Raw genomic sequence first — 22,306 nt, forward strand, 5'->3', positions numbered from 1 at the left:
ACGGCCCGATGGCCCCAGATTTCGGCCCGGCCGGCCCGGTTGCCCTCCGACGTGACTAACGCCGGTCCGCGGGGGCTGATAAGGGTTGCGGGATTACTGCTGCGGGAGCGGCGCGTACATGACGTCCACATCCCAGCGGGTGAAGCCGAGCCGGCGGTAGAGCGCCACGGCGGGGGCGTTGTCAGCGTCGACGTAGAGCATGACGGCGCGGAGCCCGAGGCCCTGCAGGTGCTTGATGCCGGCAACAGTGAGGGCCTTGCCCAGTCCGGAACCCTGGGCCTCCGGGGTCACGCCCACCACATAGACCTCCCCGATCGCCGGGTGGTCCCCGTGGCGGGGGTGCACCTTGGTCCAGTGAAACCCGAGGATCCGGTCCGCCGGGTCTACGGCCAAGAGGAAGCCTGCCGGATCAAACCACGGCTCGGCCATGCGGGCGTCCAGATCGGCGCGCGTCATGTTGCCCTGCTCCGGGTGATGGGCGAAAGCGGCCTTGTTGGCGGTCAGCCATGCGTCCTCGTCCCGGCCGGGCACGAAGGCCCGGAGCCGGACGCCGTCCGGGAGCCCGGCCTCCGGCAGCTCCGCCGCCGCCGTCATGAGCCGCATTTTCCACAGTTCGCGGACGGCGCCGTAGCCGTAGCGGGCCGCCAGGTCCGCGGCGGCCTCGTGGTTTCCGTGCGACCAGGCGTTGAGGCCCGCGAAGCCGCGGACGTTCTTCAGTTCCCCCACCAGGCGGTCGCCGACGCCCTGGTTGCGGTAGCTGGGATGGACCGCGACCTCGAGGACCCCGGTTCCGTCGGGTTCTTCGATGACGACGGCGACGCCGGCCAGGTCCTGGGCCGTCGCGGGGTCGGACTCGTCGTCCGCGGCGTACAGCGCCAGGGCCAGCACCGAATGCTCGCCGGGGTCGGCGGCGCGCAGCGTTACGAGGGTCTGTTCGGAGAGTGGCGGATTGCCGTCGGACTCTTCCGCGGCGGCGACAAGGGCCGCGACGTCCCGCAGCAGGCCGCCGTCGACGGTTCCTTTGACAGTAAGTACAGGCCAGTTTTCCGGGTGCGCAGGGCTCATGGTGCAAGGCTATCGGGCGCAGGGCCGCCGGCGGCCGATTTTGTCGAACTCCGCACGGCAACGTATAGTCGATATCTCGTCCGGCGTTGAGCCGGATGCGAGGGGGATCCACCACTGGGGTGGCCTCGATACGTTCGACCCGTATGTCCTCCACTGACAGACCGAAGGCCCTGGACTCATTCGTCCGGGGCCTTCGGTCTTTGTGGCGGCGTTTGAGCGCCCCTATATTGTGCGCCTGTGGTTGCGGGGTGCCGGCCCGGTCAAGCCTGCTCAGGCCTCGGTGAGCTCGTCCTCGGGCTGCCGGACCAGGGTCAGGCGGTACCCGACGTTGCGGACGGTGCTGATCAGGTTCTCGTGGTCGGCGCCGAGTTTGGCCCGGAGCCGACGGACGTGGACGTCCACGGTGCGGGTGCCGCCGTAGTAGTCGTAGCCCCAGACTTCGGTCAGCAGCTGCTGGCGGGTGAAAACCCGGCCGGGGTGCTGGGCCAGGTATTTCAGGAGTTCGAATTCCTTGAAGGTCAGGTTGAGTGCGGCGCCGTTGACCCGAGCGGTGTAGCTGGCCTCGTCAATTACGACGCCGGCGGCCCGGATTTCGGTCGGGGCGTCGTCCTGCTCGGGGACGGCGCGGGCGACGCCGAGGCGGATCCGGGCTTCGACCTCGGCCGGGCCGGCGGATTCGAGGAGGATGTCGTCCACGGCCCACGCCGAGGAGACGGCGGCCATGCCGCCCTCGGTGAGGATCAGCATCAGGGGGGCGCTGAGGCCGGTTGCTTTGAGCAGCTGGGTGAGGGAACGCGCGCCGACCAGGTCTTTGCGGGCGTCCAGCAGGACGATGTCACAGGGGTCGGTCTCGAGCAGGGCGGTCGGCTCGGCAGGAAGGATATGCACCCGGTGGTTCAATAGTTCCAGAGCAGGCAGGACGTCCACGGATGTTCCGGTGCTGTTCGTCAATAGCAGGATGTGCGACATTGTTCCTCCAAGGGGTGTCCGCGCATCATTGGGCGTCTGTGTTGCTGATCATGAGTATACCTAAAGGCCCCTTTCCGGCCATGGTCCCGTCACCTCCGGCCGGTCCGTTTGCGACACATAGCGTTCATATAGGGCAGGATTGAACCGTTAGGGCCCGCGGCCCGTGGAAATTGAGCCGAGTCGAATTGGGGTCCGCAGTGAGCGAAGGTACAGCCATGGCGGGTCTGCCGAGGGCGAGTAGACCAGTGAAGCTGTGGAGCGTCGGGATCATCGGCCTGGCCGGTCTCGCGGCCATAGTTGCCGGCGCCTACTCCTCGCCCGAGGTCCTCCTCGCCGTCGCTGCCGTCACCGCCGCTGGCATCGGCATCGGCTGGCCCTATTTTCTCGGCATCCCCGCCAAGAAAACCCTCGCAGCCCTGATCGGCCTGCCCGGTGTCGGGGCGGCAGTGGCCGCGACATACCTTCCGGCCCCCGGCTTCCTGGACTGGACGCCGTCGTTCATTGCGGTGGGGGTCATGGCCATCTTCGTCATGCAGCTGCTCCGGGGTACCGGCCAGGCCCAGCGACTCGAATCCACGCTGGGCTCGTGCGCGGGTGTCCTTTTGTCCTGCCTGGGCGCCGGCTGGATTGCGGATTCGCGCTTCAACGGGGTCCGGGAGATGCTCCTCGTGGCTGCCATCAGCGCTGCGGTCGCCTTGCTGGCAGGGCTGATCCGCTGGCCTGACCGGATCGTGGCACCGCTGGGCATCATCAGCGCCGGGCTCGCCGGGCCGCTGGCCGGCCTCGTGTTCTCCGATATCGCAGTGCTGCCGGCCGCCCTGGCCGGCGTCGTCGTGGGGGCGGTGCTGGTGAGTTTTCGCCGCCTCGTCATCCTCAGCGGTGAGGGCTTGACGATCCTGGCGGCCGTGGGAATGGGGCTTGGCCCGGTGTCGGCGGTCGGTTCCTTGGCCTACTTCATAGACAAACTACTCATCTTCTAAGCGTTAGGATGGCATCATGTCCGTACTTGCATATGAGATTTTCTTCCTTGTCCTGCTCGGCGTGGCCAGCCTGTCCATGGCGTGGTTTGCCGGCTTTGTCGTCTACCGCCTCTTCAAAGGCCAGAAGTAACCCGATACTTTCCAGTCACCGTAGTTTCCAGAGGTAGTTGCTGTGCCGATTGAAATTCCTACAGATCTGACGCCCGAAATCGTTCCGCTGTCCTGGCTCATTGGTGAGTGGGAGGGCCGTGGCCGGCTGGGGGCCGGGGACGAGGACTCAGAGCACTTCCTGCAGCATGTCTCATTCACGCACAACGGCCTGCCGTACCTGCAGTACCGCGCCGAAAGCTGGCTGACCGACGACGAGGGCACCACGTTGCGTCCCCTGACGGTCGAGACCGGCTTCTGGGCGCTGGAGCGCAAGCAGCGCGAGGAAGACGGCGGCCCCGGCCTGATCCCGGCGGATATCGTCCCCGTGCTCAAGAGCGCCGACGAGGTCGAGGCCCTGCGCAACAGCGACGGCGGCTTCGACATCTCGGTGTCCATCGCCCACCCCGGCGGGATCTCGGAGCTCTACTACGGCCAGATCAAGGGGCCCCAGATCCAGCTCAGCACCGATCTGGTGATGCGCGGCAGCCACTCCAAGGAGTACACGGCGGCCACCCGGATCTTCGGCCTCGTGGACGGGAATCTGCTGTGGCGCTGGGACGTGGCCACCGGCAAGGATTCCTCGTCCGGCAGTGGCGGCCTGGAAGCCCATGCATCGGCCATCCTGGCGAAAGTAAGCTGAATACACGGTCTCACTGATTTTTCCGTTGTCCGTATCGACCAGGGAGAAACACCGTGACTGACGATGTCACCAGCACCAGCAGCGACGCCGGTAGCACGAGCTACGCCGACCTCAGGGCCGTGTACTTCAACGGGACCCTCAAGAAATCCCCGGACGTGTCCAACACCCAGGGCCTGATCGAGGTGAGCCGCCGGATCATGGAGAAGCAGGGCGTCACCACCCGCGTGATCCGCACCGTGGACCACGACATCGCCAGCGGCGTCTATCCGGATATGCGCGAGCACGGCTGGGCCACCGACGAATGGCCGGACCTCTACCCGGCCGTCCTGGAGGCGGATATCGTCGTCGTTGCCGGGCCCATCTGGCTCGGGGACAACTCCTCGCAGACCAAGAAGCTCATCGAGCGCCTCTACGCCCACTCCGGGCAGCTGAACGCCAAGGGCCAGTGGGCCTACTATCCGAAAGTGGGCGGCTGCCTCATCACCGGCAATGAGGACGGCATCAAGCACTGCGCCATGAACGTCCTGTACAGCCTTCAGCACATCGGGTTCACCATCCCGCCGCAGGCCGACGCCGGCTGGATCGGTCCCGTCGGACCGGGGCCGAGCTATCTTGACGAGGGGTCCGGGGGCCCGGAGAGCGATTTCACCAACCGCAACACCACCTTCATGACCTGGAACATGCTGCACCTGGCCCGGATGCTCAAGGACGCCGGCGGCATCCCCGCTTACGGCAACCTCCCCGACGCCTGGAAGGCCGGCACCCGGTTCGACTTCGAAAATCCGGAATACCGCTAACCCCGCACTTAACTCCGCTCGGCGGACGTGGCGCCGGAAGCTGGGCCGGCAGTGCCGGCCTGCCGGTGACGGAATACGCACACACCAAAGGACGTTCCTTTCAATATGACTATCACAAGCCCTATGTTGTCGCGCCCGGCCGCTGTCGAGGCCGGCGGTGCCGACGCCGGCGTCGCCGCCCACTACGGTGAGCCGCTGCGGGAGCAGCGGGCGCTGGCTGCCGGCAGCGCCGTCGTCGATCTCTCACACCGCGGCGTGGTGACCGTCACGGGACCGGACCGGCTCAGCTGGCTCAACACCCTGTCCTCGCAGCAGCTCACCGGCCTGGCCCCGGGCCAGTCCACCGAACTGCTGCTGCTCAGCGTCCAGGGCCGGATCGAATTTGACGCCCGGGTGGTGGACGACGGCGCCACCACCTGGCTGATCGTCGAAGGAGCCGAGGCGGCACCGCTCGCCGAATGGCTCACCAAGATGAAGTTCATGCTCCGCGTCGAGGTCGCCGACGTCTCGGCGGACTGGGCCGTACTCGGGTCCACCCGCCGGATCGAAGAGTGGGCGCAGCTCCTGGTCTGGGAGGACCCGTGGCCGCACGTGGGCGCCGGCGGCTACTCCTACGCGGTGGTGGGTGAGGACGCCCATCCCGGCCTGGAACGGCCGTGGTTCGAGTACCTTGTCCCCGCGGCTGACCTTGCCGCCACGGTCGGAGACCGGCCCCTCGCCGGCACCCTTGCGGCCGAGGCGCTCCGGATCGCCGCGTGGCGTCCCCGCTGGGGTGCGGAAACCGACGACAAAACCATTCCGCACGAGCTTGACCTCCTCCGCACCGCCGTGCACCTGTCCAAGGGCTGCTACAAGGGCCAGGAGACAGTCGCCCGCGTCCACAACCTGGGCCACCCGCCGCGGCGGCTCGTGTTCCTCCAGCTCGACGGCTCCCAGCACACCCTGCCCGCCGTCGGCAGCGAAGTCCGCGCCGGCGACCGCAAGGTGGGCGCCGTGACCTCGGTGGCGCAGCACTACGAAATGGGCCCGGTGGCCCTTGCTGTCATCAAACGCTCCGTCGCCGCGGACGAGGTCCTGACCGTCGTCGACGGCGACGAGCCCTACGCCGCAGCCCAGGAACTCATTGTGGCGCCCGACGCAGGCCAGGTCGTGGGCCGTCAGACCGGCTTCCTGCGGGGCACCCGATGAGCGCCGAGTCTCCGTTGAACGGGTCAGCGCAGAACGGGTCGGCACCCAATGAGTCCGCGTCCGACGACGCGACGCTGGCGCTCGCCCACACGCTGTTCGATGCGGCCCGCGAAGGCAACTCCGGAGTGCTGGGTGCCTACCTGGCGGCCGGCGCCCCGGCCACGCTGACGAATGCCTCCGGTGACTCGCTGGTCATGCTGGCGGCCTACCACGGCCACGCCGCCACGGTCCGGCTGATCCTGGAGCGCGGCGGCGACGCCAACACGCCCAATGACCGCGGCCAGACACCGCTGGCCGGCGCCGTCTTCAAGGGCTACACCGACGTCGCCCGCGAGCTGCTGGAGGCCGGGGCCGACCCCGACGCCGGCACCCCCTCCGCGCGGGCCGCCGCGCAGATGTTTGCCCGGACTGACATCCTGGCCCTCCTCGGCTGAGGAAGGCCCGGCGGGCCGGCCTCCTGGCCGGCCCGCCGGGGACCGCGCGGGGTTCGGGGCGCGGCTGGTGCCGGGGCAGTGGGGCAAGGGACGATTGCGCCCGATTATTCCACGTGGAATAATCGTTGCGGAGTACAAGCACTGCAGAACGAAGAGGACACCGCATCATGGCCCGGGGAACCGCATTGACACCGTTGGGTCTCGCCGCGCTTTCCCTGCTCGTGGAAGAGCCGATGCATCCCTACGAGATGTACCAGCTTCTGATCGCCCGGCACGAGGACCGGCTGGTCAAGGTCCGGCCCGGAACGCTCTATCACGCGGTCGGGCGGCTGGAGGAGCAGGGCCTCGTCGCTGCCACGGGGACGGACCGGGAAGGCAACCGCCCGGAACGCACCACGTACACCATCTCGGCCGCCGGCCGTGAAGCGTTCACGGCGCGCATTCGGGACATGCTCGCCGCCCCGGTCAACGAGTACCCGTCCTTCCCGCTGGCCATTTCCGAGGCCTACAATCTGCCGGCCGACGTCGTCGTCGGACTCCTGGACCGGCGGCTCACGGCACTGCAGGAGCAGCTTGAGTACTTGGAGTCCGGCGAAGAGTTGCTCCGGACGAAGGGCGTGGAGCGCAAGTACTGGGTCGATATCCAGTACCAGCAGAGCATGCTGCAGGCCGAAATCGCCTGGATCCGCGGCTTTCAGGACCAGCTCCGCTCCGGCGAACTGCCGTGGTGAGGCCCGTGCAGTACATCACGCCGGACCCCGGCCACCCCCATCTTTGCCATCCAGCATTCACACCAGCCCCTAAGGAACCCCATGGAAAACGTAGCCCGGCCATGGCCGGCACTCTGGTCCCTGGTGATCGGCTTCTTCATGATCCTGATCGACACCACCATCGTCTCGGTGGCCAACCCGAGCATCATGGCGGGCCTGAACACTGACATCAACTCGGTCATTTGGGTCACCAGCGGCTATCTGCTGGCATACGCCGTGCCCCTGCTCATCACGGGCCGGCTTGGCGACCGCTTCGGACCGAAAAAGCTCTACCTCTCCGGACTTGTCGTCTTCACCCTGGCATCGCTGTGGTGCGGCCTCTCCGGGGATGTCCAGACCCTCATTGCAGCCCGTGTGGTCCAGGGCCTCGGCGCGGCCATGATGACGCCGCAGACCATGGCCGTCATCACCCGGATCTTCCCGCCAGACCGCCGCGGAGCGGCCATGGGCATCTGGGGTGCCACCGCAGGCGTCGCCACCCTGGTCGGCCCGATCCTCGGAGGCGTCCTGGTGGACGGCCTCGGCTGGGAGTGGATCTTCTTCATCAACGTCCCGGTCGGGATTGCCGGCTTCATCCTTGCCATGCGCTTCGTCCCCACGCTGAGCACCCACCCGCACAAGTTCGACATTCCCGGCGTCCTGCTCAGTGCCCTCGGACTCTTTCTCGTCGTCTTCGGCATCCAGGAGGGCGAGAAGTACGATTGGGGCACCATAGCCGGACCCATCACCGTCTGGGGCCTGATCATCAGCGGCATCGCCGTGCTGGTCGTCTTCGTCTTGTGGCAGAAATTCAACACCGGTGAACCGCTGCTGCCCCTGTCCCTCTTCAAGGACCGCAACTTCTCGCTCGCCAATATTGCGATCACCACGGTGGGCTTCACCGTCACGGCGTTCACCCTGCCCCTGATTTTCTACTACCAGATTGTCCGCGGCCTGACCCCCACCGAGTCGGCGCTCATGATGGTGCCGATGGCGTTGATCTCCGGCGGCCTCGCACCGGTTGTGGGCCGGATCATCGACAAGGTCAACCCGAAATTCATCACCGCGAGCGGCCTGGTCCTGATGTCCGTGGCGCTGTTCTGGAACGCCCTCCTCATGCACCCGGACACGCCCATCTGGCTGTTCCTGCTCCCGAGCGCCGTGCTGGGCTTCGCCAATGCAGGCATCTGGGCCCCGTTGAGCTCCACCGCCACGCGCAACCTGCCACCGCGGCAGGCCGGGGCCGGCTCGGGCGTCTACAACACCACCCGCCAGATCGGCGCCGTGCTTGGCAGCGCCGCCATCGCCGTCCTCATCCAGGCCCGGCTGGCCGCCGAGCTTCCCGCCCGTCCCGGAGCAAGCCCGGACGCCAGTCCCATGGGCTTCGGGGGCGCCTTGCCCGAGCCGCTCCATGAGGGGTTCTCGACGGCGATGGGCCAGTCCATCCTGCTCCCGGCGGCCGTAATCCTGCTCGGCGCAGCCGTGGTCCTCTTCTTCGCCAAACCCAAGCCGGTCCAGGGCTGGGGCGAGGCGGCTCCCGCCGCCGCAGGCACTGCTCCTGCTGTGCCGGACGCAGCACGCACAGCTGCGGAGTCAGACGCGGAACCGGCGGCCGGGGCCACGGACCAGGCGGCCGCAGAGCGCCGCTGACCCGGCCGGCATCCGGATCAGCCCAGCAGCACGCTGGTCTGGATGCCGCCCGCGGAAAAGCCCAGGCTCCGGGCCAGCGCCAGCGAGCCCTTGTTGCTGACCTCCGAGCGCCACTGCAACGTCAGTCCGGCGGCGAGGGCCTCGTGGGCGGCGATCGAAGCCGCCAGTTTTCCCAGCCCGCGGCGCCGCCACTCCGGTGCCACCAGCACGCCCATGTGCGCCAGGAGCCCCTCCCACTCGCCGTACGCGCCGCAGGCCACGGGTGTCCGGCGCCCGTCTTCGACATGCATCACCGTGAAGCGGTGTTCGAGGTCCGCCAGGCCCACCTCGTTGACGTCGTCGGGCGGGCAGAACGTCTCCAGCTCGATCGCCTCGGGGTTCCCGTGCGAGACCGTCAGTTCCTCGGACGGCTGCTGCAAGGGGAGGTCGTCGGCGAAGAAGAGTGCCGCGGCGCCAAGCCCGTGGCCGCCGTGGCCCCGGGTGATGGTCAGGAGCGTCACGTGCTGGGCCAGCTCCTCGTCGGCGAGACCGGCCGCGGCGTCCAGGGCCCATTGCGGGCCCACCAAAGCCGAGTTGCCGAACAGGCGGACGAACTGCACGGACCGGGCCGACTCATCGGCCCGGGTGAGGCGCTCACCCGCGGCGGCCGCGAAGGCGCCGTCGTCGAACCCCAAACGGCGCGCCCATGCCAGCTGGACGATTTCGGCGGAACCGGGCTCAAGAGTCATGCATCCACCCTACCCACCGCAGGCGGGCGCCCCGGCCGCATCGTGCCGTGCGCGCCTCCGGGCCGCTCGTCCGAAGTGGTTTATCCGAAGAGGACGGCGGCCTCGTCGTAGCGGCTCTGCGGGACGGACTTGAGGTTGCCGAGCGCGGCGTCGAAGCCGACGTGCACAATGTCGGTGCCGTGCAGGGAAACCATCGTGCCCCAGCGCTTTTCCACCACGGAGTCGATGGCAGCCATGCCCAGGCGGGTGGCCAGGACGCGGTCGAACGCGGTTGGGACGCCACCGCGCTGGATGTGGCCCAGGACAGTGGCGCGGGTTTCGATTCCGGTGCGGGCTTCGAGTTCCGGGGCCAGCATCTCGGCGATGCCGCCGAGGCGCGGGCGGCCAAAGGTGTCCAGGCCGCGCTCCGAATGCGGGGACTCCTGGCCTTCAGGGACGAATCCCTCGGCGACGACCACCAGCGGTGCGCGGCCGCGGTCGCGGGCGGAGACAACCCATTCGGCGATCTGTTCCATGGAGGCCTTCTGTTCCGGGATCAGGATGGCGTGGGCGCCCGAGGCCATGCCGGCGTGCAGGGCGATCCAGCCCACATGCCGGCCCATAACCTCCGCAATCATGCAGCGGTGGTGGGATTCCCCGGTGGTGCGCAGCCGGTCGATCGCCTCGGTGGCGATTTCCACGGCGGTGTCGAAGCCGAAGGTGTAGTCCGTGGCATCGAGGTCGTTGTCGACCGTCTTGGGCACGCCCACGATCTTCAGACCGGCGTCCGTGAGCCGCTTCGCCGCGGCCAGGGTGCCCTCGCCGCCGATGGCAATGATCGCGTCGATCCCGAGCCGGTCCATGTTGGCCTTGATGACCTCGGGACCGCCGCCGTTCTCGAACGGGTTGGTGCGGGACGTGCCGAGGATGGTGCCGCCCTGCTTGGCGATGCCGCGGACCATGGTGCGGGGAATCTCGACGATGTCCCCCTCGACAACGCCGCGCCAGCCATCCCGGAATCCCACGAACTGCTGGCCGTGGACGGCGATGCCCTTGAGGACGGCGCCACGGATGACGGCGTTCAGTCCGGGGCAGTCTCCGCCGCTGGTGAGGATTCCAATTTTCATATCTTGGCTCAAATCCTGGTTTGAAGGGGTACAGGCAGAGCGCCACGCTGAGCTCACCTAGAGTCTAGTAGCGCGTGTGGGGCAGGACACAAACGGTTACAAACGGGTGCCCCTGCCGTAAAGGCAGGGGCACCCGTTCGCGCTGATGCCGACGCCGCTAGCGGCGCGAGGAACGCTTCGCCAGGAAAGTTTCCAGGATGATGGCGTTGCGCTGGTCCGGAAGGAGCAGCCACGCCGCGAGGTACACCACGAAGGCCGGGCCGGGGAGCAGGCTTACCAGCAGGTAGGCGATCCGGACAAAGGCGACGTCCACATTGAGTTTGGCGGCAATTCCGCCGCAGACGCCGCCAAGCCAGCGCTGCGGACCACGTTTCAGGCCGAAGCCCCGGATGGTGCTGAAGAATTTATCCATGGTTCAAGACTTCCCTGTTGTCGGTTTATTGTCACGCCTGCGGGCCGAGAGAAGGCCGCCGATTATCAACGCGGCACCGGCGCCAATCATCAGGCCGATCAGGACATAGGTGCCGTTCAGGGCCACGATGCCCAGCCGGGAGATGATGAGCAGCGCGGCAAGGGCCACCACTGTGAGCCCCCACACCACTGTGCCCACCCGGGCCGGGGAATTCGCCTCTTCCGGCGCCAGTCCGGTGCCGTCCGGGGAGTCGTCATAGCTGCTCATGTCAGTTGCCTTCCTTGATGGTCACGTTGCTGACGGTGCCGGAGATCTGGACGACCAGCCGGGCGCCCGGCTTGGAGGTGTTGTAGTCGCTCTGTTGGTTCATCATGCCGCCGTGGTCCTGGCTGCCTTCGTGCAGGTTTCCCATGGTCATGTCCGCCTGGATCTGCACGGGGACTGTGTCCGGGATGACGACGGTCACGTTGCTTGCCGTCGCGTCGATCGGAACAACGACGTCGGCGCCCAGCGGGGGATTGAGCGCCAGCTTGGTCAGGTCCACGGTTCCGGCGCCGCCGGTGATTTCGAAGCCGCCGCGGGCCTGTTGAATGCTGGACGGCGTCCAGTCGGCATTCTGGAACCGGAACCGGTCGCCGTGCGGGACCACGCTGAAGATTACGCCGATCAGCAGGGCCACGACGGCGAAGAAGCTCAGGATCCCCGAGGTCCGGCCCCGCAAACCTGTAATCAGGATCCCGAGTCCCAGGATGGCCGCCCCGATGGCCCAGACCAGAGCGTTGCCGGAATCGCCAAGATTGATCACGTGGGCGGCATCGAGGGCCTTGATGCCGCCTCCCACCAGGAGGGCGGCGCCGACGGTGATGGCGACAGCCGGAGTGCCCGGGCCCGGGTTGCGTCGCCGGGCGGGAGGCATCGGCGGCACTCCTGCCCCCGGGCCGTAGCCGCCGGGCGGAACGGAATTGGGGGGAACAAGGCCGGGCCCGGCGGAGCCGGGCAGGGTGGTGCCCGACGGCGGCGGACCCCAGGCCGGGCCGGCCGCGGAGACTCCGGGGTCGCCGTCGTGCTGGCCATAGGCCGGTGCGGGACCCGCCCGGAAGCCCCCGGCTGATCGCTGCCCGGCGCCTGCGCTACCGGTGCCCGCCAACGTTGCGGCGCCGGCCGGGCTGCTGGATTCGTACCGGGAGGGCGTGGGAATGGCTCCGTTGCGGGTCTTGTTTCGCTGGGTCAGGTAGTAGACGAGGTAGATCGCGCCGCCCACCCAGAAGACGGTCCAGGCGAAGGCGCCAAAGCCGTAGCGGTTCCAGCCCCAGACGCCGGCGCCCAGGCTGGGGAAGCCGATAACTGCGGTGATAAGGGCGCCGGTCATCCCGGCAGTCCACCGGCCTGCGCCGGCCTCCTGGACGTGAATGCGGCCGTCGGGTTCTGGCAGCAGTGCCCACGCCAGGCCGTAGGCGAGCACGCCAACTCCGGCGAACACGGTCAGGACGATCAGGACGCCGCGAATAATCAGGGGGTCGACGCCGAGCCGTTGGGCTATGCCGCTGGCCACGCCGCCGATCCACCGGTCGCGTCCGCGGTAAATACCCTGGCTGCGGATCCAGTCGAAGAAGTTCTGCGGCTGGCGCCCCGGCAGCTGCCCGTCCAAGTCCGGCCCGTACTGCGACGGGCCCCTCTGCGGGGGAGTCGCGCCGGTGTACGGGGGCGGGCCAGAGTACGACGGCGGGCCGTAGGGTCCGTCCGGGTCGCCGGCCCGGTAGAGCCGTGGCGGCTCCGGCAGGGGCTCGGAACCGGCGGGCGCGGAACCGGCGGGCTCGGAACCTGCGGGCTCAGCGGAGGGCTGCCCGGGAACGGGTTGGCCGTCGGCGGGAAGGTCCGTGGCGGGCTCGGCTGCGGCGGGAAGGTCCGTGGCGGGCTCGGCTGGGACGGGAAGGTCCGTGGCGGGCTCGGCTGGGACGGGAAGGTCCGGGCCTGGTTGATCCGTAGGCTGCCGGTCTGCGGAGGACCGGCCTTCATCAGGGTGCGGGGTGTGCGGGTTCATACTTCGATCCTTCCCGCTTCCGGTGCCGCGCTCTACTGGGGAACACCCTGAATGGTCCCTGAGCTGCCCCCGGCTGGGCCCGCAAACACGTCCGGGGACCCCCGATCCGTGCTTGGATTGAAGCATGACAACCCCGCCCGTCCGCCCGCCGCTGGTCCGCAGCAGCGACCGCGTGATCGCCGGCGTTTGCGCGGGCCTCGCCAACCACCTGGGCTGGCCGGTCCGCATGGTCAGAATCGGTATGCTGGTGGCCGCGCTCGCAGGCGGCGCCGGGGTGGCCTTCTACGGCTGGCTCTGGATCATGGTTCCCACAGCGGATGAAAGCGCCAGGCGCAGTGCCCGCCGTCCGGCGTCGCCCATCGCTCCGGCAGTAAGTGCCCCGGATATGCCCGGCACCCCCGAGATCCCCGGCACCCCCGGGTTTCCCGGCTCCCCGGAAAGCGCCGGGAGTGCAGAAGCCGCCGGCCGCGCGGGGCAGGGGTCCTGGCGGTCCAAGGTGCCCGGCATGCCCTTCGGCAAGGAGATCCTGCTCGGCGCCGGCCTGCTGCTGGCCGCCGGAATCCTGATCGCCCGGCTCCTCGGTGTTGATGTACCTTTGGGCACCCTGATTCCGGTCGCGGCGATCCTGGGCGGCGCTGCAATCGCCTGGATGCAACTGGATGAGACCCGCCGGGCGGGGCTCGTGGACAAGACCAAGGCGGATCAGGCCGGCGGCTGGGCACGGCTCGCAGCCGGGCTCGCCCTCGTGGTGGCCGGCGTACTGGTGATGGTGTCCGGCTCGGGGTCGTGGGAAGCGACCTGGCTGGCGCTCCTGGCCTCGGTGGCGGTGCTCGGCGGCGTGGCCCTGGTGCTGCTGCCCTGGGGGTTGAAGTTCTGGCGCGACCTGGAAACCGAGCGTGCGGGGCGTGTCCGCGCCACCGAGCGCGCCGAGATCGCCGCCCACCTCCATGACTCCGTACTCCAGACCCTCGCCCTGATCCAGCGCCGTGCCGGCAATGAGCACGACGTCATCCGGCTCGCCCGTGCCCAGGAGCGGGAGCTGCGGGGCTGGCTGTACCGGGATGCCGACAAGGAATCCGGCCGGCTGTCCGAGGGCATCGAGGCCGCCGCCGCGGAGGTCGAAGACACCCTCGGACACGCTGTCGAAGTGGTCAGCGTGGGCGACTGCGTCATGACCCAACGCCACGAGGCCCTCGTCCAGGCGGCCCGTGAAGCCATGCTCAATGCCGCCCGTCACGGCGGCGGCACCGTCTCCGTCTACCTTGAAGTCACCGACGACGCCGCGGAAGTCTTCGTCAAGGACCGGGGGCCGGGCTTCGACCCGGAGTCGGTTCCCCCGGACCGGCTCGGCGTGCGCGAATCGATCATCGGGCGGATGAACCGCCACGGCGGCACCGCCGCCATCATCAGCAGCCCGGACGGCACCGAAGTGCGGCTGCGGCTGCCTGTCACCGCCGCCGCATCTGCCGGAACTGCCGCGGCTGCCGCCAACAACAGCAATGGAGAGGCCAAACCGTGACCATCCCAGCCCCGGGAGACCCCGTAACCGGTAACCCGGCACCAGTGAACCCCGCAGCCGGGAACCCATCCCCGATCCGCGTGGTGATCGTGGACGACCACGCCATCTTCCGCTCCGGGTTGAAGGCGGACCTGGACCCGGACATCGTCGTCGCGGGCGAGGCCGGCACCGTGGAAGAGGCAATTGCCGTCATCGCAGCCCGGCGTCCCGACGTCGTGCTGCTGGACGTCCACCTCCCAGGCGGCCGCGGTGGCGGCGGCCGTGAGGTTCTGGCCGGCTCGGCGCCGCTGCTGGCCACCACACGGTTCCTGGCGCTGAGTGTTTCCGATGCGGCGGAAGATGTGGTGTCCGTGATCCGGGCGGGCGCGCGCGGCTATGTCACCAAGACGATTTCCGGGCCGGAGATCAGCGGCGCCGTCCGCCGCGTGGCGGGCGGCGACGCCGTCTTCTCGCCACGGCTGGCAGGCTTCGTCCTGGACGCGTTCGGCACGGCCCCGGCGGACATTGCCGACGACGAACTGGACAGGCTTTCGGCGCGGGAGCTCGAGGTGATGCGCCTCATCGCCCGCGGCTACAGCTACAAGGAGGTGGCCAAGGAACTGTTCATCTCGATCAAGACAGTCGAAACCCACGTCTCGGCCGTGCTGCGCAAACTCCAGCTCTCCAGCCGCCACGAGCTGACCCGCTGGGCCGCCGAGCGCCGCCTCCTTTAACCCAAGGATGCGCTATCGCTTGTGGTTGCCTCGCCGGGGGCAAAGCAACCACAAGTGATAGCGCATCGGGGGATTGGGGCTGCTATTTCGCCTTGCCGAGGAAGTCCTGCAGGCGGCCGACGCCCGTGGCCAGGTCTTCGTCGCCCAGCGCATAGGACAGGCGCAGATAGCCGGACGGGCCGAAGGCTTCGCCGGGAACTACCGCCACCTCGACCTCGTCCAGGATCAGCGCCGCGAGTTCAGCAGAGGTGGCCGGCCGCACCGGACCGTTCGCCGACGGGAACTCCTTGCCCAGCAGCGCGCGGACGTCCGCGTACACGTAGAAGGCGCCCTTCGGCGTCGGGCATTCAACACCGTCAATCGCATTCAGGCCCGCGACGATCGCCTTGCGGCGGCGGTCAAAGGCCACCTTCATCTCATCGACGGCGGTCAGCGGCCCGGACACGGCGGCGAGGGCAGCAATCTGCATGATATTGGAGACGTTCGACGTCGCGTGGGACTGCAGGTTGGTGGCGGCCTTGATGACGTCGGCGGGGCCGATCATCCAGCCCACGCGCCAGCCCGTCATGGCGTAGGTCTTGGCGACGCCGTTGAGGATGACCACCTTGTCGCCCAGTTCGGGGACGGCCGTGGCGATCGAGGTGAACGGCACGCCGTCGTAGGTCAGGTGTTCGTAGATCTCGTCGGTGACAACCCACAGGCCCTTGGACGCCGCCCACTGACCGATCGCCTTGACCTGCTCCTCCGAGTACACGGCGCCGGTGGGGTTGGAGGGGGAGACGAAGAGGAGGATCTTCGTGCGGTCCGTGAGGGCGGCTTCCAACTGGTCCACCGTGACCAGGTATTCCTGCTCCGGGCCGGCGAAGACCTCCACCGGCACGCCGCCGGCCAGCCGGATCGCCTCCGGGTACGTGGTCCAGAACGGGGTGGGAACAATGACCTCGTCGCCCGGATCCAGGAGGGTGGCGAACGTGTTGTACACGGCCTGCTTGCCGCCGTTTGTCACCAGCACCTGTGATGCCTCGGCCTTGTAGCCGGAGTCCCGGAAGGTCTTCTCCGCAATGGCCTGCTTCAACTCCGGCAGCCCGCCCGCGGGGGAGTAGCGGTGGTACTTCGGCTGGCTCGCGGCCTCGATGGCGGCCTGCACGATGTAGCCGGGGGTCGGGAAGTCGGGTTCCCCGGCACCGAAGCCGATGACCGGCCGCCCGGCTGCCTTCAGCGCTTTCGCCTTGGCATCGACGGCCAGAGTGGCGGATTCGGCTATGGCGGAAATGCGCTGGGAAATGCGGGCAGCAGACATGGGCGGGTCCGTTCTTCGCTTGCAGCTGGAAGGCTGGATGTGGGATTCGACGGAATCTACTCTATGCTGTTCACCGGATCCCCCGCGGTGCCGGAACGGAAATGTGACTGACGGCTGTCAGTTGGTTTTCACGGTCACGCAGGGGTCCGGAAGAGGGCCGGTTCGACGTAGGCGCAGTTCTTGCGTAGACTGGTTCTCCGGTGTTGAAAACACGATGATGGCCTGCGCCTCAGGGAAGCCTGCGGAATGCATCGGCCGGAGCGGATTTTAGCCCCGAAGGGTAGTGGCGCAATTGGTAGCGCAGCGGTCTCCAAAACCGCAGGTTGCAGGTTCGAGTCCTGTCTGCCCTGCGCATGCTGTTCCGGATCATCCGGAACCAGCGCAGCAACCATGGTTCAGTTCAGAGCCGGGTATCCGATCATTGCGAGGATGAGTGAGGACCAGGTGACCGAAACGGCTGCCAGCAGCTCCAAAGGCCGCCCCGCCAAGAATGCCGCCAAGCCCGGCTTCTTCGCTCGCATCGCGATCTTCATCCGCCAGGTCATCGGCGAACTGAAGAAGGTCGTCGCACCGACCCGTAAAGAACTGATCAATTACACGCTCGTGGTGCTGGTGTTCGTGATCATCATGATGGTGATAGTCACCTTGCTGGACCTGGCCTTTGGGACCGCAGTCAGCTGGGTCTTCGGCGGCAGCGCCCCCACGGACCGCTAAGGCGACCGGTCCGCAGACTGCGTGGATGCCCCGGGAAACCGGAGATTCCGCGGGGTGTGCGGAATTGAGTCATTTAAATAGGCATGTTAGGCAATGAGGAAGCAGGAGACCAAGTGTCTGAGCAGGAGCTCGAGGTAACTGAGACTGGGCTGGATAAGAGCCAGGACGCCGCGGTGGAAGCCGCGGAAGAGTCCGAGGCTGTGTCTGCTGCACCCGAATCCGACGTCACTGACGAGGCCGTAGCCGCGGAAGAAGACGCAGAGGCAGCAGTTGCCGCCGACGTCGACGCTGAAGAAGACACCGATGCTGACGCCGAAACGGGCGAAGCTGAAGAAGATACCGACGCGCTGGCAGCAGCGGCCGCCAAGGCCGACGTCGACCCCGCCGAAGAGTTCAAGGCCAAGCTGCGCCGCCAGGAGGGTGACTGGTATGTCATCCACTCCTACGCAGGCTACGAGAACCGCGTCAAGGCCAACCTTGAGACCCGCATCCAGACCCTGGACATGGAAGATTACATCTTCGAAATCCAGGTTCCGATGGAGGAAGTCGTTGAGATCAAGAACGCTCAGCGCAAGGTCATCAACCGCGTCCGCATCCCCGGCTACGTCCTGGTCCGCATGGACCTGACGGACGCATCCTGGGGCGCCGTCCGCCACACCCCCGGCGTCACCGGCTTCGTGGGCAACGCCCACAACCCGGTCCCGCTGCGCCTCGATGAGGTCTTCTCCATGCTCGCCCCGGTCTTCGAAGAAGAGCAGGCCGAGAAGGGCAAGCCCGTCAAGCACGCTGCCGCCCAGGTGGACGTCGACTTCGAGGTTGGCGAATCCGTCATCGTCAAGGAGGGCCCGTTCGAGACCCTTCCGGCCACGATCTCCGAGATCAAGATCGACTCCCAGACCCTCGTGGTGCTGGTGTCCATCTTCGAACGCGAGACTCCGGTCACGCTGGCGTTCAACCAGGTCAGCAAGATCTAGCTGGACTACAAGAATTCGCCCCGGGCTGCCCGCTTAGCAGCCACGGAGCGGCCGGCCGCCTTGCCATGGCGGCCACCAACCTGAGGCACGCTCCTGTGTCCCAGGACGTATTTGAGAGAAGGACCTACATTGGCTCCCAAGAAGAAGGTCACCGGCCTCATCAAGCTGCAGATCCAGGCAGGTGCCGCTAACCCGGCCCCGCCGATCGGTCCTGCGCTTGGCCAGCACGGTGTCAACATCATGGAATTCTGCAAGGCGTACAACGCTGCGACGGAAGCCCAGCGCGGCAACGTGATCCCCGTGGAAATCACGGTCTACGAAGACCGTTCCTTCACGTTCATCACCAAGACCCCGCCGGCTGCAGAGCTCATCAAGAAGGCTGCAGGCGTTGCCAAGGGTTCACCGACCCCGCACACCGTCAAGGTTGCCAAGCTGACCCAGGCCCAGGTCAACGAGATCGCCACCACCAAGATGGAAGACCTCAACGCCACGAGCCTCGAAGGCGCAGCGAAGATCATCGCCGGCACCGCCCGCTCCATGGGTATCACCGTCGAGGGTTAGTTCCCCACCGCTGATGCGCCGGGTTCGCAAAACCGATCACGACGCCGGTCAGCACCGCCGGTCCGCCGGCAACACCTAAACATTGAAGAGCGGAATTCCGGGATGGACAAACCAGCCGGAATGCCGCCTGTGGCAGGGCCCAGCGCGGTCCGCAGACCACAACTGCACAAGGAGAAATAAGCAGCATGGCAAAGCGCAGCAAAGCATATGAGGCAGCCGCGGCCAAGATCGACGCGGAGAAGTTCTACGCGCCGTTCGAGGCAGTGACGCTCGCCAAGGACACCAACCCGTCCAAGTTCGACGCCACCGTTGAGGTCGCTTTCCGCCTGGGCGTTGACCCGCGTAAGGCCGACCAGATGGTCCGCGGCACCGTTAACCTGCCGCACGGCACCGGTAAGGTTGCCCGCGTCCTCGTCTTCGCAACGGGCGACAAGGCTGAGGCAGCAATCGCTGCCGGCGCCGACTTCGTTGGTTCCGATGACCTGATCGAAAAGATCGCAGCCGGCTGGACCGACTTCGACGCCGCCGTTGCCACCCCTGACCTCATGGGCAAGGTTGGCCGTCTCGGTAAGGTCCTGGGTCCGCGTAACCTGATGCCGAACCCGAAGACCGGCACCGTGACCGCTGACGTCGCCAAGGCCGTCAACGACATCAAGGGCGGCAAGATCGACTTCCGCGTCGACAAGCACTCGAACCTGCACTTCATCATCGGCAAGGTGTCCTTCGACGCCGTCAAGCTGGCCGAGAACTACGCAGCCGCTCTGGAAGAGGTCCTGCGCCTCAAGCCGTCCGCTTCCAAGGGCCGCTACATCCAGAAGGCCACCGTGGCCACCACGTTCGGCCCGGGCATCTCGGTTGACCCCAACGTCACCAAGGTCCTGACCGAGGTCTAATCCTCACCGGATCCACGGCGTCGCCAGCTTCAGGGCGTCACCAGTTTCCAGCAAAAGGCCGTCCCGCAACTGCGGGGCGGCCTTTTGCCGTATCCGGCGCGGGAATCCCCTCCTGCACCCGGAAACTAGGTGCCACTGCGGAAACCAGGTGCCCCTGCGGAAACGCTTGGAGGCGCCCGGGCCGCCGGTTAGGATTTCCCAGTGACTACGCCGCCGTACCTCATCGAGCAGCTTTCCCTGCCCGCGGACCTTGACGCCGCCGACGCGGCGGAGTTCCGTGAATTCGTAGATCTCTGTGACGAGCTCGCCCTGCAGACCTGGGGAAACCTGGACCGTTCAGCATCCGCGGCGGCCCGGCTCCAGTACTGGCGGGACAACCCCTACAGCCGGCTGCGGCTCTTCTTCGTCCGGGTCGACGGGCGCATGGTGGCCCGCTCGTGGGTCCGCTACGAACTGCAGGAAAACCTCAGCAGTGCGCTCCTGCACGTGAACGTTCTCGATTCCTTCGCCGGCCGCGGGATCGGCCGGGCACTGCTGCAGCACGCCGAAGCGCTGGCCGCCGGCGACGGCCGGACCATGCTGCAGACGTTCACGGAACACCCGGCCGATTTCGACGTCGACGGTCCGAACCTCATCAAGCCGGCCACCGGGACCGGGGCGCTTCCGGCCGGTGCGTCCGGCGTCCGGTTTGCCGGACGGGCCGGCTACCGCCTGGAGCAGGTGGAACGCTTCAGCGCGCTGGAGGTTCCGGCGGCCGCGGACCTCGATGCTCTGGCGAGGGACGCCCTGGCCCGCGCGGGGGACTACGAACTCCTGCACTGGAGCGATTCGTGCCCGGAGCAAGATGCCGCCCAGTTGGCCGTGCTGATGTCGCGCATGAGCACCGACGCTCCCACCGGCGCGCTCAGCTACGAGCCGGAAAGGTGGGACGTCGCGCGCGTGCGCCACGTCGAGGACACCTGGCGGCGGGCCGGCCTGTCCTCCCTCGTCGCGGCGGCGCGGCACCGGGACACCGGTGAGCTCGCCGCCTACACCGTCCTTCAGGTCGCCGCCGACAAACCCTGGCTGGCCAGCCAGGACGACACCCTGGTCGCGGCCGGCCACCGGGGCCACCGACTCGGCATCCTCGTCAAGATCCTCAACCTGCGCCGGCTGCATGACGACTATCCCGAGGTGCAGCGGGTCATCACCTTCAATGCCGCCGAGAACGACCACATGCTTGGTATCAACATCGCACTGGGCTTCAAGCCTGCGGGGTACGACGGCGAATGGCAGCGCTCTGTTGTAGGGGCCGGTGCGGGCACCCCGAACTGAGCTCCGCAGCGACCGTGCGCCCAAGGGTGCGGAAACTGGCCCGCGTCACCAATGGAACAGCAGCCCAAACCAGCATATGCTGGCGGTTGAAAGCCCGGTCAGAACCGGGCCGTACCGATGGCGGGTGGCAGAACGGCTGGGATGATGCCCTCTATGGCAGACGATGTACGGATTGAGCAGCTGTGGATCCCCGATTCCCTCGACGCGCCCGATGCCGCTGACTTTCTCGCCGCTATCGAAGTGGGGCGAAGGGTCAGGATGCAGACCTGGGGTACCGATGACCTCGCCTACGCGCCGCAGGAGAAGCTGCTGGAGATGGCGGACCCCTACGAACGCCAGGTGATCCTCGTGGCCAAGGTCGACGGCGTGATCGTCGGGACAGCGGACATCGCCCTGCCGCTTGTAGACAACCTGGACCTTGCCGAATTTACCCTCGACATCCTTCCGGAATACCGGCGCCGGGGTGTGGGGCGGCAACTGCTCGAAGCCGCAGAGCATTTCGCCCGGGACGAGGGCCGCCACACCATCCTGATCGACACCAACCACCCGGGATCGACGCTGACGGACCCGGAGGCCGAGCAGCTGGTGCCCGGAAGCGGTGTCGGGTTTGTCCCGCTGGGAAGCCGCGACGTCGAGTTCGCCCGCCACACCGGATACACGCTGCAGCACATTGAACAGTTCAGTTCCTGCGCCCTGCCCCTGGACAGCAAGCTCGTCGCCGAACTGGAGGCGGAAGCCGAGGAAGCCAACGCCGGCCGGTACCGCCTGCACCACTGGACCGACCGCTGCCCGGACCAGTGGCTCGAGGCAGTCGCCGCCCTGGAGAACCAGGCAGGCGAGGACGAAGTGCCGGGGCCGGATGCCGAAGAGATGGTGTTCGACGGCGGCATCCTCCGCGAAGCGGAGGAGGTGACCATTGCCCAGGGCCGCCGGACGGTGGTGACCGCCGTCGAGCACATCGCCAGCGGGACTCTCGTGGGACTGACCACCATCAGTGTCCTCGCGCTGCGCCCCGACGTCGTGTTCCAGGACGACACCGTGGTGCTGCAGGAACACCGCGGCAACAAGCTCGGCCTCCTGATCAAGGTCGCCAACATGGAGCGGCTCAGCGAACAGTTCCCGGACGCGCGGGTCCTCTACACCTGGAACGCCCCGGAGAACCGCTACCTGCTGAAGGTCAACCAGCAGCTGGGATTCACGACAGCCGGCGTGACCGGTCTCTGGCAGAAGGAACTTCCCAACTTCGGCCCGTCTGTCAGCTGAGGGCCGGCGGCCGGCTCGTGCGCGCTGATTCCCGGGCACGGGCTCCCGAGCGGGCCCGATTTGGAGCACGCGCACGGTGTCCCGTAAGCTGGGAGGACCAAAGACCGTCGGTTGTTGGAAATCCACTCTCCCAAGCAAGACTCACT

23 protein-coding genes and 1 tRNA gene are annotated in these 22,306 nt (G+C 67.4%); 16 read left to right on the top strand and 8 right to left on the bottom strand.

The window, feature by feature from the left end; translation table 11 throughout:
• Window positions 1–93 precede the first annotated feature (93 nt).
• The gene (mshD, locus tag ACVWZ7_RS15895) at window positions 94–1,065 is read right to left on the bottom strand and encodes a mycothiol synthase (protein ID WP_456508434.1); all 972 of its coding nucleotides are present in this window, start codon (window positions 1,063–1,065) and stop codon (window positions 94–96) included.
• 270 nt (window positions 1,066–1,335) lie between these two features.
• Window positions 1,336–2,034, bottom strand: a complete 699-nt coding sequence (locus tag ACVWZ7_RS15900) for a winged helix-turn-helix transcriptional regulator (RefSeq protein WP_091251927.1) — start codon at window positions 2,032–2,034, stop codon at window positions 1,336–1,338.
• Between the two features lie 245 nt (window positions 2,035–2,279).
• Between ACVWZ7_RS15900 and ACVWZ7_RS15905 the strand changes: the two genes are divergently transcribed.
• The 7 genes from ACVWZ7_RS15905 (at window position 2,280) to ACVWZ7_RS15935 (ending at window position 8,622) form a co-directional block, all read left to right on the top strand.
• Window positions 2,280–3,014, top strand: coding sequence for a permease (locus ACVWZ7_RS15905; RefSeq protein WP_202615728.1), 735 nt, complete (start codon window positions 2,280–2,282; stop codon window positions 3,012–3,014).
• A 172-nt stretch (window positions 3,015–3,186) separates the two neighbouring features.
• Window positions 3,187–3,804 (top strand): FABP family protein, encoded by a 618-nt coding sequence (locus tag ACVWZ7_RS15910; RefSeq protein ID WP_456508435.1) that lies wholly within the window; start codon window positions 3,187–3,189, stop codon window positions 3,802–3,804.
• Between the two features lie 53 nt (window positions 3,805–3,857).
• A complete protein-coding gene (locus tag ACVWZ7_RS15915) occupies window positions 3,858–4,601 on the top strand; it encodes a flavodoxin family protein (RefSeq protein WP_456508436.1) in 744 nt (247 codons plus the stop codon).
• A 105-nt stretch (window positions 4,602–4,706) separates the two neighbouring features.
• Window positions 4,707–5,789: a CAF17-like 4Fe-4S cluster assembly/insertion protein YgfZ gene (gene ygfZ / locus ACVWZ7_RS15920; RefSeq protein WP_456508437.1), complete on the top strand. Its 1,083-nt coding sequence runs from the start codon at window positions 4,707–4,709 to the stop codon at window positions 5,787–5,789.
• On the top strand, window positions 5,786–6,223 hold the full coding sequence (locus ACVWZ7_RS15925; RefSeq protein ID WP_456508438.1) for an ankyrin repeat domain-containing protein: 438 nt from the start codon (window positions 5,786–5,788) through the stop codon (window positions 6,221–6,223). Before ygfZ ends, ACVWZ7_RS15925 begins: the two co-directional genes overlap by 4 nt.
• 167 nt (window positions 6,224–6,390) lie before the next feature.
• A complete protein-coding gene (locus tag ACVWZ7_RS15930) occupies window positions 6,391–6,954 on the top strand; it encodes a PadR family transcriptional regulator (protein ID WP_344362083.1) in 564 nt (187 codons plus the stop codon).
• Window positions 6,955–7,035: 81 nt separating this feature from the next.
• Window positions 7,036–8,622 carry a DHA2 family efflux MFS transporter permease subunit gene (locus tag ACVWZ7_RS15935; RefSeq protein WP_456508439.1) on the top strand — a complete coding sequence of 529 codons (1,587 nt, stop codon included), beginning with the start codon at window positions 7,036–7,038 and terminating at the stop codon, window positions 8,620–8,622.
• A gap of 17 nt (window positions 8,623–8,639) precedes the next feature.
• On the opposite strand, the gene ACVWZ7_RS15940 is transcribed toward ACVWZ7_RS15935, so the two are convergent.
• The 5 genes from ACVWZ7_RS15940 to ACVWZ7_RS15960 all read right to left on the bottom strand — a co-directional run bounded on the left by ACVWZ7_RS15940 (window position 8,640) and on the right by ACVWZ7_RS15960 (window position 12,909).
• Window positions 8,640–9,350 (bottom strand): GNAT family N-acetyltransferase, encoded by a 711-nt coding sequence (locus ACVWZ7_RS15940; protein ID WP_456508440.1) that lies wholly within the window; start codon window positions 9,348–9,350, stop codon window positions 8,640–8,642.
• Between the two features lie 80 nt (window positions 9,351–9,430).
• Window positions 9,431–10,456 (bottom strand): 6-phosphofructokinase, encoded by a 1,026-nt coding sequence (locus ACVWZ7_RS15945; protein ID WP_091251945.1) that lies wholly within the window; start codon window positions 10,454–10,456, stop codon window positions 9,431–9,433.
• A gap of 157 nt (window positions 10,457–10,613) precedes the next feature.
• A complete protein-coding gene (locus tag ACVWZ7_RS15950; protein WP_116765114.1) occupies window positions 10,614–10,868 on the bottom strand; it encodes a PspC domain-containing protein in 255 nt (84 codons plus the stop codon).
• 3 nt (window positions 10,869–10,871) lie between these two features.
• Window positions 10,872–11,135, bottom strand: a complete 264-nt coding sequence (locus tag ACVWZ7_RS15955) for a hypothetical protein (RefSeq protein WP_456508441.1) — start codon at window positions 11,133–11,135, stop codon at window positions 10,872–10,874.
• 1 nt (window position 11,136) lies between these two features.
• Window positions 11,137–12,909 carry a PspC domain-containing protein gene (locus ACVWZ7_RS15960; protein ID WP_456508442.1) on the bottom strand — a complete coding sequence of 591 codons (1,773 nt, stop codon included), beginning with the start codon at window positions 12,907–12,909 and terminating at the stop codon, window positions 11,137–11,139.
• Window positions 12,910–13,033: 124 nt separating this feature from the next.
• On the opposite strand from ACVWZ7_RS15960, the gene ACVWZ7_RS15965 reads away from it, so the two are divergent.
• Window positions 13,034–14,428: an ATP-binding protein gene (locus ACVWZ7_RS15965; protein WP_456508443.1), complete on the top strand. Its 1,395-nt coding sequence runs from the start codon at window positions 13,034–13,036 to the stop codon at window positions 14,426–14,428.
• A gap of 80 nt (window positions 14,429–14,508) precedes the next feature.
• The gene (locus ACVWZ7_RS15970; RefSeq protein ID WP_116765110.1) at window positions 14,509–15,141 is read left to right on the top strand and encodes a LuxR C-terminal-related transcriptional regulator; all 633 of its coding nucleotides are present in this window, start codon (window positions 14,509–14,511) and stop codon (window positions 15,139–15,141) included.
• Window positions 15,142–15,223: 82 nt separating this feature from the next.
• On the opposite strand, the gene ACVWZ7_RS15975 is transcribed toward ACVWZ7_RS15970, so the two are convergent.
• Window positions 15,224–16,441: a pyridoxal phosphate-dependent aminotransferase gene (locus ACVWZ7_RS15975; protein WP_116765109.1), complete on the bottom strand. Its 1,218-nt coding sequence runs from the start codon at window positions 16,439–16,441 to the stop codon at window positions 15,224–15,226.
• Between the two features lie 277 nt (window positions 16,442–16,718).
• Between ACVWZ7_RS15975 and ACVWZ7_RS15980 the strand changes: the two genes are divergently transcribed.
• The 7 genes from ACVWZ7_RS15980 to ACVWZ7_RS16010 all read left to right on the top strand — a co-directional run bounded on the left by ACVWZ7_RS15980 (window position 16,719) and on the right by ACVWZ7_RS16010 (window position 22,160).
• Window positions 16,719–16,791: transfer RNA gene (locus ACVWZ7_RS15980), tRNA-Trp, on the top strand.
• Window positions 16,792–16,870: 79 nt separating this feature from the next.
• A complete protein-coding gene (gene secE / locus ACVWZ7_RS15985) occupies window positions 16,871–17,155 on the top strand; it encodes a preprotein translocase subunit SecE (protein ID WP_116765337.1) in 285 nt (94 codons plus the stop codon).
• A 113-nt stretch (window positions 17,156–17,268) separates the two neighbouring features.
• Window positions 17,269–18,129 carry a transcription termination/antitermination protein NusG gene (gene nusG, locus ACVWZ7_RS15990; protein WP_116765108.1) on the top strand — a complete coding sequence of 287 codons (861 nt, stop codon included), beginning with the start codon at window positions 17,269–17,271 and terminating at the stop codon, window positions 18,127–18,129.
• A 129-nt stretch (window positions 18,130–18,258) separates the two neighbouring features.
• Window positions 18,259–18,690: a 50S ribosomal protein L11 gene (gene rplK / locus ACVWZ7_RS15995; protein WP_024365990.1), complete on the top strand. Its 432-nt coding sequence runs from the start codon at window positions 18,259–18,261 to the stop codon at window positions 18,688–18,690.
• A 185-nt stretch (window positions 18,691–18,875) separates the two neighbouring features.
• A complete protein-coding gene (gene rplA / locus ACVWZ7_RS16000) occupies window positions 18,876–19,583 on the top strand; it encodes a 50S ribosomal protein L1 (RefSeq protein WP_116765107.1) in 708 nt (235 codons plus the stop codon).
• A gap of 201 nt (window positions 19,584–19,784) precedes the next feature.
• Entirely contained in the window at window positions 19,785–20,897 is a 1,113-nt protein-coding gene (locus tag ACVWZ7_RS16005; protein ID WP_456508444.1) for a GNAT family N-acetyltransferase, read from the top strand.
• Window positions 20,898–21,050: 153 nt separating this feature from the next.
• Complete coding sequence (locus tag ACVWZ7_RS16010; protein ID WP_091251966.1) at window positions 21,051–22,160, top strand: GNAT family N-acetyltransferase; 1,110 nt, start codon at window positions 21,051–21,053, stop codon at window positions 22,158–22,160.
• Window positions 22,161–22,306 lie beyond the last annotated feature (146 nt).

The organism is Arthrobacter sp. TE12232 (assembly GCF_054062615.1).